Genomic DNA, 14480 nt, shown 5'->3' on the forward strand with positions numbered 1-14480 from the left:
AAGAATTTATTAGGTGACATCATGCTAAAAGTATTATCACAAGATGCCTATCAAACCACACTTGCAAACATAGACTTGGGTGATATTGGAAATACCAAAAAAGCAAGTATTGTATGGGATGATGGAGTTGCAAGAAAAAGTTATGTAAAAGTTTATAAACCAGAAGAAAGATGCAGAAAATTATGTAATGAAGCAATTGGTTATATTTTAGGAAAATCATTAAATTTGCTTCAACCAGATATGGCAGCCTTAATGCCAATCTCCGACTTTATTAAACCGGAATTCCAAAATATAGCAGATATTAATTCAGAAGGGGTTGTATGGGCATGGGTTACCACTGAATGTGGGGACTCCCTTAAGGCACAATTTAGAATCAAATCACAACCCAATCCTGATGAGATTGAACAAAATACACAATTCATTTCTGAATGCTTAAACTTTTTAGTAAAAAAAGATGGTTTATCTGAAATAATCGCATTCGATGATTTGATTGCTAATAATGATAGGAATTTAGGGAACTTGGTGATTTCACAAGATGGTTCCGTGGGTATTATCGATCACGGTGAGATTCTTGGACAAATCGATTGGATTCAACATTTGCCATCGCTCTTGAATGATCAATATTTTAGAAATATAGTCCTTGAAATAGTTACCAATTTTTCAGAATCTCAATTTCAAATCCGAGGAGCATCCGTTCTTGCTTATAGTAAACATAAAGATGCTTTTTTAAACGTACAAAAAGATGTTAACTATTGGTTGAGCGTATTATTAAGATTAAGCAATACAAATGACTCATACCAGACAGAATGTTTACTAAAGTTAATCGACTACTTAAACACTCGAAGTAACGAGCCAGCGGAAATGTTTGCACAAAGAATTGGATTGGTGGCGTAAATGAATATACCAACACTGGATCAGTTAATACAAAATGCTAATACCCCTAAAGTGCATGGCGAATGGATGGTTATACAATGGACTCCGGATGTCACTACACGTGAATGTTTTAATCTTGGTGTGGCATTGGATGCTGATGGATCTAAATTTTTAAAAACAATTGATCAAGATAGCTTATCTCGTTTTGCCTGCATGTTTGGTGAAGAAATTTTAGATCACGTTAGAAAATTAATAAAAATTTCTGAAATGGCTTTTAATAATAATATTTATAATATTTCTGATCAGATAAAGTTTGATAAGCGTGGTCCAGTACGTGGAAAAAGTGGTTCAGCATTAGTCGAGCATCTTTTTGAACTTACAGTACCACTTGGAAGACCAAATCACATAAAGAACAAAAGAGTAGCCTCAGGCTTTACATCCATAAACCTTCAAAGTCTCAGCAACAATGTGATAGACGCCCTTAAATTCCAGAATGCTTTAGAGTATGATGAAATTGTTGCACAAAGTACAAATATTATAATCAACGATAAATCTATCTATATGCCACTACGACCAAAAAATAAAGCAATTGTAGGTAATTGGGCTTCTGCTGTATTTGCAGATGTGAAACGTGTTAAAACAGATTATCTTCAAGCCTTGAATGACTTAAGGACGGTTTCAGATAGCCTTAAAAAAGAACCAGCTTTATTTATATTAAAATCCACCAGTGAAAACTATAGCAAACTACCACAATCAAGAATTGATGCTTTGGATGAGGCGATTGATAAATTAGATAGCTCTTTAAAACCGCAAGGAATTAAGCTGTTTTCTAGAACATCAGTTGATGAGTTAGCATCCGATATAAATATTTGGTATCAGCAAGCTTGTTAAATAAGAACACCAATCAGCCCATTTCTATAATGGGTTTTCTTTTTCACTAATCGACAATAGAAAAAGGTAAATATGAAACTCAATCCTGACCCTTGTAAAATTGTAATACGTTTATACATATAACATTCAACTTTTAAATTCCAGTATCCTTTTCATTTAGCCCCTATAAGAGTCAAAGAAATAGACATGTGTTAGCTCTTTCTAACTATCTCTCAAATATTTTTAGCTAATTCTTTTGCCAAACATTGTTCATGCCATGTAGTTTGGAAGTTCTCGACAGCTTTTGACTTAATGAGAGGATCTTCAAATAATTTTGAAGAATATGCAGATTTGATAAGCTCTTGATAAAGTTGTTTGGCTTGTTGCTCTTCAAGATGATTCGCTATGTCGTGTAACTCTTGAGCTGGCACTTCATGTTGTCTTGCATCCATCACCCCACTCGCTGCTTTCTTCACAGTTTCACAGTAATGAAGTTCCATAGCTTCTGATGCTGCATAACATTGAATTGAAATTGCGCTTATAAAGAGGAATATAAATCTCATAATCTCACCTTAATTTGACGCGCAAGGGTACCAACTAATCTGTCCAAATTTAAGTTAAAAAAGGTTATTTTTGTTTTCTCTTATTTTATTTCACCTTTTGCACTTGTGTATTAAAAGCTCTTAGCACTGTTCCATCTGCCGCGACTGGTGCCATAAATGGAATTTGCTGACCTGTAGTTTTATCAATTAACAGAGAATGGCGCTCACCAGTTTCAAATAGGTTCTGTTCTCCCCATTGTCGTAAAGCCACAACCACAGGAAACAAACTCTCTCCTTTATCGGTCAATACATATTCTTGATAAGCTGTGCCATCCGAAGCGTCTTGCAGCTCAAGAACACCAGCATCTACTAATTTTTTTAGTCGGTCAGAAAGAATATTTCGCGCAACACCTAAGCTGCGCTGAAAATCTCCAAAACGGCGCATTCCATCAAAAGCATCACGCACAATGAGCAGCGACCATCGGTCTCCTATCAGATTGACGCAGCGCGCAACAGGACAAGGCTCATCTTTTAACAATGTAGAGTTCTTCATCAAGTTTCCTTACCAATCATCAGTAACAAGCTATCTAGTTGCATTTTAAAACTAGTGAGCTTAATATTCAACCAGTTTCATTTTAAAACTAGATTAAATGGATTTAGGCCATGAAAGCTTCTCTTGCATCTTCAACTTCGCATGCTAAAAGCAATAAACCGCTTTCAAGCATGCCTCGTGGCGTAATATTGCTGTTTGCTATTGCAAGTGGTGCAAGCGTAGCAAATGTCTATTATGCGCAGCCTTTGCTCGACATATTAGCCAAAGACTTTAACGTTAGTCATGCGGCCATTGGTGGTGTAGTGACAGCCACTCAAATAGGTTGTGCCCTTGCCCTCGTGTTTTTAGTGCCGTTGGGTGACCTTGTCAATCGGCGTAAATTAATGGCTATGCAATTACTGGCTTTGATCTCAGCATTGCTCGTGGTTGCCTTTGCTCACTCTACAATTATTCTTTTAGCAGGAATGCTTGCCGTGGGTTTACTCGGCACAGCCATGACTCAAGGGCTTATTGCTTATGCTGCAAGTGCTGCTCTCCCACATGAGCAAGGACATGTGGTCGGTACTGCACAAAGTGGTGTGTTTATTGGTTTACTGCTTGCCCGTGTGTTTTCAGGAGGAATTAGTGACGTGGCGGGTTGGCGTGGCGTCTACTTTTGTGCAGCCATCATCATGCTCATGATTGCATTACCCCTTTGGAAACGTTTGCCTCATTTAGAGGTTCAACCTAGTGCCATGCGCTACCCGCAACTTTTAGCATCGATGTTAAAACTGCTTCGCCAAGAAAAAGTATTACAAGTACGCGGTGTTTTAGCGTTACTCATGTTTGCAGCATTTAATATTTTTTGGAGTGCATTGGTACTGCCGTTAAGTGAGCCACCTTACAGTTTTTCACATACTCTTATTGGGTCTTTTGGGCTCGTTGGAGTTGTTGGTGCACTGGCTGCTGCACGTGCGGGTTATTGGGCCGACCGCGGATATGCTCAGCGCACAAGCTTAGCAGCACTTGTAATATTACTGCTTGCTTGGGGTCCACTCTCACTCATGGCTTACTCACTGTGGGCACTCGTGATTGGCATCGTATTACTAGACTTGGGCGGACAAGCCTTACATGTCACCAACCAGAGTATGATTTTTCGCACTCGTCCAGAAGCGCATAGCCGGCTTGTTGGTCTATACATGCTGTTTTATGCAATCGGTAGTGGACTAGGTGCAATCAGTACAACAGTCACTTACGCCTATGCTGGATGGTTTGGCGTATGTGCACTCGGTGCAGGTGTTAGCCTTCTGGCATTATTATTTTGGTGGGCAACACGTAGAGTCTCTTAAATAGTAATAACGCCTACCCTCAAATAAAAAAACCACATCACTCAAGAGAATCATGTGGTTTTTAATAAGCAGTTAATTTAATGAGATGACTGAGCTGCTTTAGGTTTAAAGACCACTAAACAGACAACAATAAAAGCTAATAAAACAAAAGACGCACTAAATCTACTTAGCTCTAATCCACCATGTGCGATAGGTTTATCAAGAAAATCTCCCAATACTGCACCTAAAGGTCTGGTAAGAACAAAGGCCAACCAAAATAATAAGGTTCTTGAAATTTTGGTATAAAAATAGCAGATTGCTAATACCAATAATAAAGTACCAAAAATTAAAGCGGCGCTGGTATACCCCAAACCTTGAGTATCAGCAGTCCAGTCTCCTAAAGCTGTCCCTAATGTTTGAGAAAACATGATGGTTAACCAATAGAAAGCTTCACTTTTTGCAGATTGAACACTTTTTACTGAAATTGTGCCGCAACTTAAATACCAAACAAACAGAGATATGCCTAATAAAATAAGTAATATTAAACTTCCTCCTGCATAGCCCACACCTAAGGTTCGATCAACGAAATCGGCTATTGTCGTACCTAACGTGGTAGTGGCAATGATCGTCGCCCAGTAAAAAAATGAATTATAGTTTTTAGCTTTAATTTGTAGCCCGACAAATACGGCAAAAATCACAGCAAAAATTGCCGTACTAATGATATATCCCAAATTTAGGGACATAGATAGCGCATCTCCAGCAGTTTCACCTAGCGTTGTAGCTGCAATTTTAATGATCCAGAATAATAAGGTGACTTCTGGAACCTTACTCAAGGTTTTAGATAAATTCTCATGACTCATCATTGTATGTTCTCCCAACATACATATTCATTAGCTCTTATCTAAATATTTATGCCTTAAGATAAAGTTAAGGTTAAAAATAAATTACAAATACTTTTTTCAAAGCAAATTACACGATGCATATAACCCCAAAACTCAGATGAAAAAAGATAACAATATACAAATAAATAAAATATAATAACCAATAGTTAATCATGCCAGTGAATGCGTACATTTGGCTTGAGTACTTAAGTTTAAACCGTAGTGGGATGAAATCTTCTCTAACAATCTAAAGATTGATATGCAACATTAGTCCATTACTATCAAAATTATATGGAAATCCCTATAGGAACAAAATTGGGTATTAATAATAAATTGATTTACGCAGTTGTATTTGCACTTCTTACAGGATGTCAGCAGCAAGAAGCGAACGAAAATACCAGTGCGGTGAAACTCCCTGTTTATCAATCTAATGGTATTTCTGCTTCAGCGCGCTTAAAAGGAATATTAGAGCAAAAACAAGAGTGTCTCTATGTAAACGATATTCTGATTATCTTTCCTGAACATTCGGCCAAGTGGGATTCTGAAAAAGAAGCTTTAAGCTATAAAGGCAAGCATATCCGCTTAGGTAGCGAATTAGATATTACTGGTGGGAGTGGCGATTTTGAGCAAGACAATCTACGCATTAAACATTTGAGTCCAATGTGTGATCATCAGAAGATTTGGTTTGCTGGATAATCTAGAGAGAAGAGTTTGAATTCGATTTTCGCTCCTCTCAATCTCTAGGCCTTAAACAGAACGATTTAATTCACTACCAGATTTATATATTTTTCTAACAGGTCATTAAAGATGAAACATTAAAAAAGCCCCCTTTTGGGAGCTTTTAAAAAAATAGTTGAGGACCTGCTATTCACAGCTTAAAAGTTAGCTTGGAGTAATCTCGGTAGTTAATCTTTGCAAATCATGACCCGAAGGTGCTTGGTAAACACGTAAACCAAATTCAGGAAGAATCGCAATTAAATGGTCAAAAATATCTGACTGAATTGCTTCATAAGAAACCCACGCAATCGTATTGGTAAATGCATAAATTTCTAAAGGCAAACCTTGGCTAGTCGGCTGTAATTGACGAACCATAATGGTTTGATTTTGAGCAATGCCCTTGTGCTGGCGCAAATAAAATTCAACATAAGCTCTAAATGTACCAATATTGGTTAAACGGCGCTTGTTATAACGAGATTGGTTGCTTAAATGCTTATTGAACTCTTCAATTTCAGAATTCTTTGCATCGAGATATTGATCTAACAATAAAAACTCTTTGAGCTTTTGTTGCTCTTCATCAGTCATAAAATGAACACTGCTTTGATCGAGAAAGAGTGAACGCTTCATTCGACGGCAGCCCGAATTGCTCATGCCTCGCCAGTTTTTAAATGTATCGGTAACGAGTTTATTGGTTGGAATGGTGGTATAGGTTTTATCAAAATTTTGCACAGTGACCGTATGCAGCGAAATATCAATTACATCACCATCTGCATTAAGCGACGGCATCTCAATCCAGTCTCCAATCCGCACCATGTCGTAAGAGGCAATTTGTACACTCGCCACTAAAGACAAAATCGTGTTTTGGAAAACCAACATTAATACCGCTGCCATCGCACCGAAACCTGCCAGTAAAGTGAACACATCCTTTTTAAGGAATGTTCCCAAAATCATCAGGCCACACACAACAAATAAGATTAACTTAACCAACTGTAAGTAACCTTTAATCGGCTTGTTTCTAGACTTCGGATTACGCTGATAAATAAGATTGAAGATATTTAACAACTCGCTAACCGTAAGCGCGAGTGTAAGAAAGATAAATGCTTGCGCGCCCATTTCCACAAACGAAATGAACTTTGGAGTTAAATGAGGAACCGTTGCAATACCGTTCATAATCACAACAGCAGGAACAATATTTGCAAATTTCTTTATGACGCTATGCTGGGCAAAAATAGATTGATTGGGTGATTTTAGCTTGGTCACCAAGTGACGGACGCCCCGCACAATAATGCGTTTAGCAATAAAATTTGCTATTGCTGCAAATAAAATCAAAATAGTGAGTGAAACAAACATTTCTAGCCAAGGATAATGGCTTAACTGAACCCGAATATCGCGGAAAAAACTTAAAAAATCCAAACCTATACACCTTAAAAATTTCTTTTCTAGAATTTTAAGGGCTAAAGCATGTGTTAATAAGACTTGTTTACATATGTAGGCATAAATACAACAACTAAGTTATATACCCTGCTATTTATCTTATTATTTTTGACGCTTAACGATAAGGTTTTATCTGCTTATGTTTTAGATCATGTACATCAACTAGATCGAACAAATCTGTTCATTTAGAATAATACGTTAAACGAATAATTCTGGTTTTAGTGAGTGAAATTTTCTGATTTTTTGACTTTTATTGGAGTGGTTTGGTTTAGCTTATTCTTTGTCTATATTGCTTGGACCTTTTTTCTTAAAAGTCTGGTTCATAAGTTTTTAATTTATAAACGAGGAATGATAACTTCTGCCGAGGTCGTATATTTTCAGGACTCATTAGCTAAGGTGCAATATCGCCCGTTATGTTATATAAAATTGAAATTTCAAACTGAACAAGGCCAAATCATTACTGAAAACCTTAAGGTGCTTATTGCTAAACAAAATCACGATCAATATAAGGTCGGTAGCATCATCAAAATTAAATATGACCCTAAAAATTTAAAGAATATTTCGATATTGGGAGAGATCATGGTTTAAGACATTAGAGATTATTTAAAAAGTACGATAAACCCTGAGGCGCACGCCCGTTTAAGCGACTACTCGTTGTCACTCGCACCAGATTACTCCAAGTAATATTGCAACAATGCTTGATCAATTTTTTGATTAAAGATACATCTTCATGGCATGAAATAGGCTCAAAGCCACCTACCAAAAGATAAACCTCTGCACTAAAACTTAAATTTGCCCCGTGAATATGCGCGTGATCCATCTGATCTTTATAATGCGCTAAATATTTTTGCCGTTTCGTTATAGAGAGATGACTAAAATCGTCGAGCGTTACAGTACCGCAAATTGCATCTGTAGGTTGGTGCTGGATTTGATAGCGTAGCCAATCAGGACTAACGACTGTGTCTGCATCCGTACATGCAATCCATGTCACGCCACGCCCAATTAAATGGCGAATTCCTAAATCTCGTGCTTGCCCAACACATGCGTAGTTACATTCAATCCAATTGATTTGATGGCTTTGTACAATCAACCGCGACTGATCTGTACAGTTATCCAGTACCACAATCACTTCTACGTCATAACCGCTAATATTATCTATAGCGACCTGAATAGAGTGCAAACAAGCAGATAAATAGTGCTCTTCGTTATGCGCTGGAATGACGATACCTATTTTCATCTTAGTTTTTCCTGCTGTGCTAAAGAGGAAGTGTTCGCCGTCCATAGATCAATCATAAAATCTGGATCGTTTAAACTGAGATAGTGATGAAATGGAAAATGTTGCTGAAAGCCTTGATGGACTTTTTCTGCATTTAATTCAAAATCTTGAATTTCATGACGCCAATGACAACAAAGAATCTCACCGTCATCATTTAAACTATGTTTTAACTTTTCAATAAACTGCTGCAACTCATCAGCAGATAAGTAATAGGCCATCTCACTAATTAAAATAAGGTCGAATTTTTGAATTGAGTAGTCTTCAGGTATTTTTCTATTTTCAACAACCACATGCTCAAACTCTTTTAGGCGCTCGGACGCTAAGCGAACAGCACTCTCAGAGACATCTATACACAGCAGTTGCCCGGCTCTTTGCGCCAAATGAAAACTTAAATGTCCATTTGAACAGCCCACTTCTAACACTTTTGAGTAACGAGGTCTTGTCAGCAGCGCGAGACAAATTTGTCTTTTACGAGCTTCATACCAATGAGAGTCATAGCCCCACGGATCACTGTTATGACGATATAAATCTTCAAAGTACATGCGAGAATGAATCACTCAAATAAACCTCATAAGGCATTAAAAGACGTTTAATTGCACTTGAAGAAAGAACCGGGGCATTACCCGTGGTTTCATCTGCTTCAAGTTGGGTTTTAAACTGCAAAATTGCTTGATGTTTTTTAGTTAGCTGTTCTTCGGTTAAGTGATAGGCTTTTGCTCGATACCAATCAATTCGAGAGTCTAAAGGCTTTGCCCAATGCCAAGCCCAAATTAATACGTGTAAACATAGAAGTTGCTTAGCGGTTGCATAAGCTTGTACGGTTTTACCAACGGCTTCATGGTCTGGGTGACCATCAAACGCATAGCTACAAATTAGAATATCGTCGGCTTGAACGATCTGCTCTAAACTCTGCCACAGTTGATCGGTTTGTAAATGAATCTGACCATCTAACAAATTAAGCTCTACATGCTCGGTTGACTCGGCTACTCCTAAACACTTTAAGGCTGCCAAGCTTTCTTGCGGACGAAGAATATTGAGCTGATCTGGAGGATATTTTGTAGAGTTAGGATGGCTTTGGGTGCCGTTACTTACCGCTAAAATGAGGATCTTACAATTCAGCGCAATAAGTTGCTGCATTAAACCACCGCAACCAAGCACCTCATCATCAGGATGTGGAGCAACAATCACCACCCTTTTAGAGTGAAATAACTCAAGATCTAAAGCCGCTAAAGGTTGTTGTTGAAATGCATTTAACCATTGCTCTTTGGATGTACCCTCACCAAAAATAATGCGGTCTTCGACCAAAGGATGTTTTAAAGTTCCCATAGGCTTTGGTCCGATAAACAGAGTTCTGTAATTTGCTGGTAGTCAAAAGCAGCATGACTTTGTCTGATAAACACAGGCAAATCAGCCATGAGCTGTGCAAAAGTAGCATCTTCACAAAAAGGACGAGCACCTAACGCTTTACCTACTCGCTCAACCACACTCAGACAGCATTGTTCTGTTTGGGCGCGTAGTATTCGTATTTCCCGCTCATGATTGAGCTTGGGTTTGCTGTCAATCAGTTCAGCAACATATTGAAAATATTGCTTAGTAATTTCTAATTGATGAGCGACCTCTCCCAAGTACAGTTTTTTAAAAGGATTCGGACTAACCTGACAACTTTCTTGTAAAAAACCAGCTAAACCAACGGCGGCACCATACCAACAAGCCGCAACACCTGCTGCACCATGCCAAAAGCCTGGACGTTTTAAATAACTATTTGGGTGACCGATCAATTTAACAGGTGTATTTTCAAAACTTACTCTTGCAGTTTGCGTCGCATTCATCCCGACTGCATGCCAGTGGCTTGAGTCCGTGGTAATAGAAGAATGACTTAAGTCAACAATACAAAGCTGCGCCTGCCCTTGTTGATTTTTATAACTCATCAAAACTTTTTGAATAAACTCTGCCCCAGAACACCAAGGCTTTATGCCATTACACAGGTTATCTTTCACTTGCAATGGAGCTGGTCCACCGTCTGCTGCCCACACAGCCCAAAGCTGGTCATCTATTTCTGGGTGATAACCCAATTCACTTAAAATGCTTAAAGCATCGCAATGCGACTCAAAAAGCTTCGCCAAACTTAAATCGACTCCAGCAATTTGAGCAAAAAGCTGCCAACGTTGATAGGTCTGACCCGAAGCTGGATGAGGCAAATTTTTCGCTAAATTTACCAATTGAGAGAGTAAATCTATACGAAGCTTGGTTTTATCTTCAGCTAAGGCAGATTCAAATTCACTCAAGACACTTAATATCGTCACATTTATAGGTATTTTAATATTCATTGCAAATAATTATTTATAAGACTTGGTTTAACCTTATCTAAATACTTCTGTTTAAATAAACATGTAAATTGTAATAAAAAGATAAATATTATTAGTTTTATATCTAATTATTTCATTGTTACTCGAATATATTTATTAAGTGAACTTATAAACCCATCCTGTAAGGTTTATTAAAAACCCCTGATTTATCCAATTATTTAAAGTAATTTAAGTCTTACCGTTTTTCTATTTCTAAAGAAGAGGTCTAAAATGAGTACTTTAAATATTAATGATATTAAAAAACACGCAGACGTTATTGCTTCTTGTGGTACTAAAGTAGGTACAGTCGACCATCTTGATGGCGAAAACCAATTAAAGCTGACTCGAGACGAAAGCGGTCAACACCACCTTATTCCTACTGGATGGATTGGTGAAGTGAAAGAAAACCAAGTCATTCTGAATAAAAATTCAGAAGAAGTTAAAGATCAGTGGCAAGCGATCTAGACTTTAAAGCACGATACGTGACTTAACGTGAAATTTATAATAAAGCGATTTAGCTTAGAAAAATAAAGAGGCTTAGAAACTTTAAAGCCTAACTCCCCAAACTGAAGGCTCCTTTTCATAAGGAGCCTTTTTTTATTTATGAAATCTCTGTCTTAGACCGTTTTTATCTCTTTAAGCCTTTCGATAGATGTTTTTGTCCTTTACTCACATGGTGATCGATTTTACTTAATGCTAAAAATTGTCCATTCGCATTAAATGAATAATTATGAATAGGGTGACGTATATGATCACAGGGAATCATCAGCTTAAAGCTCGAAAAGTACATTTTGATTTCGCGGAGTCATCTGTGTGTTGGATGCCAAATGATCCGCTATGCTCACATGTAGCAAATGGTATTAATATGCTCTTGCCGGCTGGTGAGTTTTGGTTTTGCCGCGTGTTTAATAAAACCCTTCCCTTGATTACCAATGAAACCTTAAAACAAGAAGTGATTGGCTTTGTTCGTCAAGAAGCAGCTCATGCACGTGCCCACGAAAAGGCTCAGGACTTCTTACGTGAAAATGGCTACGACATTCAAGAAACTCTTAACCGTGCCCATTTTGTGTTTAACATTTTATTGGGTGACAAACCTTTAGGTATGCCCTTTTTAAAAGGCGAAAAGCTCGATGAATATTGGTTACTTTTTCGAGTAGGTGTGATTGCTGCAATTGAGCACTTTACCGGAACTATTGGTCAATGGACACTTGATAGTAAGTCTTGGGATAGCGCAGACCCAGCAATGGCAGATTTGTTCCGTTGGCATTTGGCTGAAGAAGTTGAGCATCGTTGTGTTGCCTACGACTTATTTGAACACCTATTAACAAACAAGTTTGGTTTTTATGTGTCGCGCCAAGTGATTATGGCGGCTGTTTTCCCACTGTTTATTTATTTCCTTGCTGACTTTGCGCGTAGTTTAGGCCAACAAGATTTAGAACACGAAGACATTCAAAAACTAATGCGTCGTGGCTACTTCAAAATTATTCGTGAATTTGAAAAAACTGCGACTCGCTCAGACAACTTACCGACCATTAAATATTTATGGAAAGCGACATTAAGATGGGTTTCTCCAAAATTTAACCCACTTCATGAAGGTGACACCGAGCAAGCTTTGGCTTATATGGCTCGTTCGCCTGCCGTTCAATATTTTGAAGGAATGGCACAAGCTACAAAACCAGCAACATTAAGCTAAGCAGCTATCTTTATTTAAATTAAAAAGCCTCCTTGTTTGGAGGCTTTTTCTTAGGTGAGTTTATCGCTTAAGCAAAATTCAAAAAGAAATAATCCAACAACCGATCTCTTTCATCTACCGCATTTTTATCTAAAAGCTGGACCATCGCCCCATCAATCATAAATAAAAACATGTAAGCATCTTGGATGGAGACCGTAGCTTTTAAGGTTAAGAGCAACTTATAGATTTCGTTAACGAACCAGTTTCTATAGTCAACCACAACTTTATAGGCAACTGGATAGAGCTTTTCAATTTCAAAAATTGCTTTAAATGGTAAATGATAAAAGCCATTTAAATCGGCATGTAAAAGGTAAATCTGCTTAAGTTTATCGAGCACCATTTGCTCACGGTAAGAATTAATAATGGAAAACACTTTTACTTTGAGCGCGTCTTTTTGAAAAGTAAGACACATCTCGATGAGTCGTGCTTTTGAGTGAAAGTCGTTGTAAAAAGTAGCCTTTGCAACTTTGGCTTCGGCAATAATTTGGTCGACCCCGACCTTATGAAACCCATATTGATTAAATAAGTCTTTTGCGGTGTGAAGCACTCTGAGTGCTCTAAATGAAGATTCTAAATTTGGCATAGGAATACCGTTTAAATAATTTTTTGTTGTATCTAAAAGAGATAGAAATGCCGTCACTCTTAAAATGAGTGCTAAAAACAGGCATGCAAAAGCAGCACAAAAATGTGCCTAAGCTATCTCAGGTTTTATTGTTGCTATGATTTTTTAGTCGTAACGAGCTAAGGTTGTAGAAAACCTAGAGTCGGTTAAACCGTTTTAAAGACCAATTAGGCGGTATAGATAGAGAGAGTTTGGCAAAGACCAATAAATGAGAAGAAATAGTACGCATGAGCGAACTCCTATATGCATAAAATTTCTGCCAATCACTGCTAAATGATTATGGTGGCAGAACGAAAGGGGGTTAGCAGACTGGGCATATAGAACCAGCACGCACAAGGCGTCCCCCTTCCGTCCTACCGCTACGAAGGGGGGACGAACGAGTTCGCCACCAAAAAATTGCTTTTTTGATGCGCTATACGCTCTCGGTCTGCTAAAACCGGCTGGCAATGTAGGCCAGCAGGCAAAGCATAATCGGAGGGGTTTTAGGTGTCAATGTGATATTGGCTACAAATAAAGCTTTAAAAACATGAGAAAAAAGATTTATTAATACCTTAGAGGATACTTTTATTTTTTTAGATTTAACAATGTAAGGTAAACTTAAAAATGCACTTCGTTATATTCATTATATTAATTCATTAAGACTTTGAATACCGAGTTTTACGCCATAGCTACCTTCACTATCGTTATCAAGCCAACCACCATTAATTAAAGCTGGCACAGTCTTATTTATCACTTTACCAGCTAATAGTTTGGCATCATCCCTACTTAAATAACCAACTGTTAAACCATTAATTTCAATTTTAACTGCGTTCTTGTCATAAGCATTAAAAGGTTCAGAAACAACTCTAGCCATTACTTCTACATATTTTGAATTTTCTTGTTTAGGCCCAGCAATCTTTCTTAAATTTGCTTGATAAGATTGCTCCCCAACAATATCAACCAAATAGACTATTGATCTTTCACCACTGAGATTTTTCTTCTTATGCTTTTTACTTAATATTAAAAATAAAACCAATAGGCCAAATACTCCTAATACCATTTCCATTCTTTTTCCTCTTATTATTCATAAAAAATATAAAACTAAAGATATTAAAAAGAGTAAACCAGAAGTCAGCTTACTCTTTCATACCCTTATTTAATGACAATGATGGTCACCAGTTTTACTATTCGTATGGCATCCTTTAGAGTTTGTACCCCCAGAATGAGCATTAACCTGTGTAACTGCTAAACCGATTAGACAAATGAATAAAAGTTTTTTCATGAGTTTATTTCCTTCAAGTTGGAATTATAATTGAGTTTTTATTGTACAAAATAAAATTATTAGGCTT

General features: G+C 37.5%; 18 protein-coding genes. 7 read left to right on the forward strand and 11 right to left on the reverse strand.

The features are described from left to right. Positions 1-21 precede the first annotated feature (21 nt). Positions 22-894 carry a hypothetical protein gene (locus QLG01_RS18685; RefSeq protein ID WP_282497151.1) on the forward strand — a complete coding sequence of 291 codons (873 nt, stop codon included), beginning with the start codon at positions 22-24 and terminating at the stop codon, positions 892-894. Beyond that, positions 895-1764 (forward strand): hypothetical protein, encoded by an 870-nt coding sequence (locus QLG01_RS18690; protein ID WP_282497152.1) that lies wholly within the window; start codon positions 895-897, stop codon positions 1762-1764. It begins immediately after the preceding gene. A gap of 212 nt (positions 1765-1976) precedes the next feature. On the opposite strand, the gene QLG01_RS18695 is transcribed toward QLG01_RS18690, so the two are convergent. Together QLG01_RS18695 and QLG01_RS18700 are read right to left on the reverse strand one after the other, a co-directional pair. After that, entirely contained in the window at positions 1977-2306 is a 330-nt protein-coding gene (locus QLG01_RS18695) for a hypothetical protein (RefSeq protein WP_005303733.1), read from the reverse strand. 85 nt (positions 2307-2391) lie between these two features. Then, entirely contained in the window at positions 2392-2838 is a 447-nt protein-coding gene (locus QLG01_RS18700; RefSeq protein ID WP_282497153.1) for a helix-turn-helix domain-containing protein, read from the reverse strand. A 110-nt stretch (positions 2839-2948) separates the two neighbouring features. Here QLG01_RS18700 and QLG01_RS18705 point away from each other — a divergent pair, with 110 nt between their 5' ends. Further along, positions 2949-4166, forward strand: coding sequence for an MFS transporter (locus QLG01_RS18705; protein ID WP_282497154.1), 1218 nt, complete (start codon positions 2949-2951; stop codon positions 4164-4166). A 77-nt stretch (positions 4167-4243) separates the two neighbouring features. Here QLG01_RS18705 and QLG01_RS18710 read toward each other — a convergent pair whose 3' ends face one another. After that, positions 4244-5008, reverse strand: a complete 765-nt coding sequence (locus tag QLG01_RS18710) for a hypothetical protein (protein WP_144733745.1) — start codon at positions 5006-5008, stop codon at positions 4244-4246. A gap of 309 nt (positions 5009-5317) precedes the next feature. On the opposite strand from QLG01_RS18710, the gene QLG01_RS18715 reads away from it, so the two are divergent. Then, on the forward strand, positions 5318-5722 hold the full coding sequence (locus QLG01_RS18715) for a hypothetical protein (protein WP_282497155.1): 405 nt from the start codon (positions 5318-5320) through the stop codon (positions 5720-5722). Positions 5723-5908: 186 nt separating this feature from the next. Here the strand turns inward: QLG01_RS18715 and QLG01_RS18720 are convergent, their stop codons facing one another. Beyond that, positions 5909-7156: a mechanosensitive ion channel family protein gene (locus QLG01_RS18720; protein ID WP_282497156.1), complete on the reverse strand. Its 1248-nt coding sequence runs from the start codon at positions 7154-7156 to the stop codon at positions 5909-5911. Positions 7157-7402: 246 nt separating this feature from the next. Between QLG01_RS18720 and QLG01_RS18725 the strand changes: the two genes are divergently transcribed. Then, a complete protein-coding gene (locus QLG01_RS18725) occupies positions 7403-7765 on the forward strand; it encodes a DUF3592 domain-containing protein (protein ID WP_051080044.1) in 363 nt (120 codons plus the stop codon). A 4-nt stretch (positions 7766-7769) separates the two neighbouring features. Here QLG01_RS18725 and QLG01_RS18730 read toward each other — a convergent pair whose 3' ends face one another. From QLG01_RS18730 to QLG01_RS18745, 4 genes are read right to left on the reverse strand one after another with little or no spacing between them, the layout of a single operon-like run. Beyond that, the gene (locus tag QLG01_RS18730) at positions 7770-8414 is read right to left on the reverse strand and encodes a glycosyltransferase family A protein (protein WP_282497157.1); all 645 of its coding nucleotides are present in this window, start codon (positions 8412-8414) and stop codon (positions 7770-7772) included. Continuing rightward, entirely contained in the window at positions 8411-9010 is a 600-nt protein-coding gene (locus QLG01_RS18735) for a class I SAM-dependent methyltransferase (protein WP_013198440.1), read from the reverse strand. The genes QLG01_RS18730 and QLG01_RS18735 overlap by 4 nt, the downstream gene beginning before the upstream one ends. Then, a complete protein-coding gene (locus QLG01_RS18740) occupies positions 8985-9779 on the reverse strand; it encodes a PIG-L deacetylase family protein (protein WP_282497158.1) in 795 nt (264 codons plus the stop codon). The genes QLG01_RS18735 and QLG01_RS18740 overlap by 26 nt, the downstream gene beginning before the upstream one ends. Beyond that, on the reverse strand, positions 9767-10780 hold the full coding sequence (locus QLG01_RS18745) for an acyl-CoA dehydrogenase (RefSeq protein WP_282497159.1): 1014 nt from the start codon (positions 10778-10780) through the stop codon (positions 9767-9769). The genes QLG01_RS18740 and QLG01_RS18745 overlap by 13 nt, the downstream gene beginning before the upstream one ends. Positions 10781-11029: 249 nt before the next feature. On the opposite strand from QLG01_RS18745, the gene QLG01_RS18750 reads away from it, so the two are divergent. Continuing rightward, complete coding sequence (locus QLG01_RS18750; protein WP_004793546.1) at positions 11030-11263, forward strand: DUF2171 domain-containing protein; 234 nt, start codon at positions 11030-11032, stop codon at positions 11261-11263. A gap of 283 nt (positions 11264-11546) precedes the next feature. Then, positions 11547-12491, forward strand: a complete 945-nt coding sequence (locus QLG01_RS18760) for a metal-dependent hydrolase (protein ID WP_282497161.1) — start codon at positions 11547-11549, stop codon at positions 12489-12491. 67 nt (positions 12492-12558) lie between these two features. Here the strand turns inward: QLG01_RS18760 and QLG01_RS18765 are convergent, their stop codons facing one another. The 3 genes from QLG01_RS18765 to QLG01_RS19060 form a co-directional block, all read right to left on the reverse strand. Then, positions 12559-13113, reverse strand: coding sequence for a TetR/AcrR family transcriptional regulator (locus tag QLG01_RS18765; protein WP_282497162.1), 555 nt, complete (start codon positions 13111-13113; stop codon positions 12559-12561). Between the two features lie 661 nt (positions 13114-13774). Continuing rightward, positions 13775-14197, reverse strand: a complete 423-nt coding sequence (locus tag QLG01_RS18770; RefSeq protein ID WP_032006546.1) for a hypothetical protein — start codon at positions 14195-14197, stop codon at positions 13775-13777. A gap of 90 nt (positions 14198-14287) precedes the next feature. Next, positions 14288-14413, reverse strand: coding sequence for a YHYH domain-containing protein (locus tag QLG01_RS19060; protein WP_005076872.1), 126 nt, complete (start codon positions 14411-14413; stop codon positions 14288-14290). Positions 14414-14480 lie beyond the last annotated feature (67 nt).

Source organism: Acinetobacter sp. V89_4 (assembly GCF_029967875.1).
Taxonomy (GTDB): Bacteria; Pseudomonadota; Gammaproteobacteria; order Pseudomonadales; family Moraxellaceae; genus Acinetobacter; species Acinetobacter oleivorans.